We start from the raw sequence: 2,084 nt of genomic DNA, 5'->3' as shown, positions 1-2,084 counted from the left end.
ATAGGACAAGCCTTCGGCGGGCGGGTCATCCGCGCCCCCGTGCCGATGCACGGCAAAATAAGCATGATGAGCCACTGCGGCGAAAGCGTGCTGGCCGGCCTGCCCTCCCCCTTTCCCGCCACCCGCTACCATTCGCTGATCGTCGAGCGGGAGACGCTGCCGGACGTGCTGAAGGTCACGGCGGAAAGCGAGGACGGTCTGATCATGGGTCTGATGCACCGCGACCTGCCGATCCATGGCGTGCAGTTCCATCCGGAGAGCATCGCTTCGGAACATGGCCACGAGCTGCTGGCCAACTTCGTCCGGCTTACCGGGACCAGCACCCCATCGGAGCGCGCGGCATGACGGCCGATATGTCGGATATGAAGGCGATCCTGGCGGGCATAGCCGCCGGTCGCCGGTTGAGCGAGGACGAGGCCGAACTCGCCTTCGACATCATCATGTCGGGAAACGCCACGCCGTCGCAGATGGGCGGCTTCCTGATGGCGCTGCGCGTGCGCGGCGAAACGGTCGAGGAGATCACGGGAGCTGCACGGACCATGCGGGCCAAGGCCGTGCCGATCGTGGCGCCGCCCGGCACGATCGACACCTGCGGCACGGGCGGCGATGCGTCCGGTACGTACAACATCTCGACGGCCACGGCTCTCGTGGTCGCGGCCTGCGGCGTCCCGGTCGCCAAGCACGGCAACCGTGCCGCGTCGAGCAAGTCGGGCGCAGCGGACGTACTCACAGCTCTGGGCGTTAATATCGAGTGCGAGATGACGCTGGTCCAGCGGGCGCTGGACGAAATTGGCATCTGCTTCCTGATGGCGCCGCGGCATCACACCGCCATGCGCAACGTCGCCGGCACGCGGGTCGAGCTGGGCACCCGGACGATCTTCAACCTGATGGGCCCGCTGTCGAACCCGGCCGGCGCCAAACGGCAGCTTCTCGGCGTCTTTTCCGAGGAATGGGTCGAGCCGCTGGCGCAGGTGCTGGCGCGGCTGGGATCGGAGACAGCCTGGGTCGTCCACGGTTCCGACGGCCTGGACGAATTGACGACGACCGGACCTTCCCATGTGGCCCAGTTGAAGAACGGCCAAGTCACCCGGTTCGACCTCGATCCGGCGGATGCCGGGCTGAAGCCGTCAAACCCCGCCGACCTGAAGGGCGGCGATGCCGCGACCAATGCGGAAGCCTTGAACGCCGTCCTCGCCGGCTCTGTCGGTGCCTACCGGGACATCGTGCTGCTGAACAGCGCCGCCGCCCTGCTGGTGGCGGGCAAGGCCGACGATATCAGGGACGCCGCCGATCTGGCACGGACAGCCATCGACGGCGGTGGTGCTAGAGCGGTGCTCGACCGGTTGATTAAGATGACCAACAGCGGAGACCCGGCATGAGCGATGTCCTTGACCGCATCTGCGCCGAAAAGCGAGTCCATGTCGCAGCCCGCCGCGCCGAGCGGAGCTTTGCCGAAGTCGACCGGGCGGCGCTGCGGGCCGATCCACCGCGTGGGTTCATCAAGGCGCTGCGCCGCAAGGTGGAGGCCGGAGGCTATGGCCTGATCGCAGAGATCAAGCGAGCTTCACCCAGCAAGGGATTGATTCGGAAGGATTTTCAGCCCGCCGCATTGGCGCGGGCATATCAGGACGGCGGCGCCGCATGCCTGTCCGTGCTCACGGATATCCCGTACTTCCAAGGGAACGACGCATTTCTGGTGGAGGCTCGCGCCGCCTGCGAATTACCGTGCCTTCGCAAGGACTTCATGCTCGACCCTTATCAAGTGGTCGAAGCGCGGGCGCTAGGCGCCGACTGTATCCTGCTGATCATGGCGGCTCTGGACGACCAGACGGCCAAGGAACTGGCGGAGGTCGCCGACCGCTACGGCATGGATGTCCTGGTGGAAGTCCATAACGGGGAAGAACTGGATCGCGCACTTCAGCTTCCCTGTGAACTGATCGGCGTAAACAACCGGAATCTAAAGACTTTGGCCGTCGATATCGCCACAACTGAGCAGCTTGCGGCACGGCTCCCCGAAGGAAGGATGCTGGTGAGCGAAAGCGGTCTCTATACGCCTGCCGACCTTGCCCGCATGGCGCAGGTCG

At 65.5% G+C, this 2,084-nt stretch carries 3 protein-coding genes; all 3 read left to right on the top strand.

Annotated features, from left to right (window positions below):
- Positions 1–345 (top strand): anthranilate synthase component II (locus AC5JJ6_RS11235; RefSeq protein WP_496042112.1); only part of this gene is annotated, 345 nt, incomplete at its 5' end.
- On the top strand, positions 342–1,379 hold the full coding sequence (gene trpD, locus AC5JJ6_RS11230; protein WP_496042111.1) for an anthranilate phosphoribosyltransferase: 1,038 nt from the start codon (positions 342–344) through the stop codon (positions 1,377–1,379). The genes AC5JJ6_RS11235 and trpD, both read left to right, overlap by 4 nt.
- Positions 1,376–2,084, top strand: a 709-nt coding sequence (trpC, locus tag AC5JJ6_RS11225) for an indole-3-glycerol phosphate synthase TrpC (protein ID WP_496042110.1), incomplete at its 3' end; no start/stop codon positions are given. The genes trpD and trpC, both read left to right, overlap by 4 nt.

It is taken from the genome of Skermanella sp., from assembly GCF_059503625.1.
Note: the sequence above shows the minus strand (reverse complement) of the source record. Positions and strands in the feature narration are given on the sequence as shown.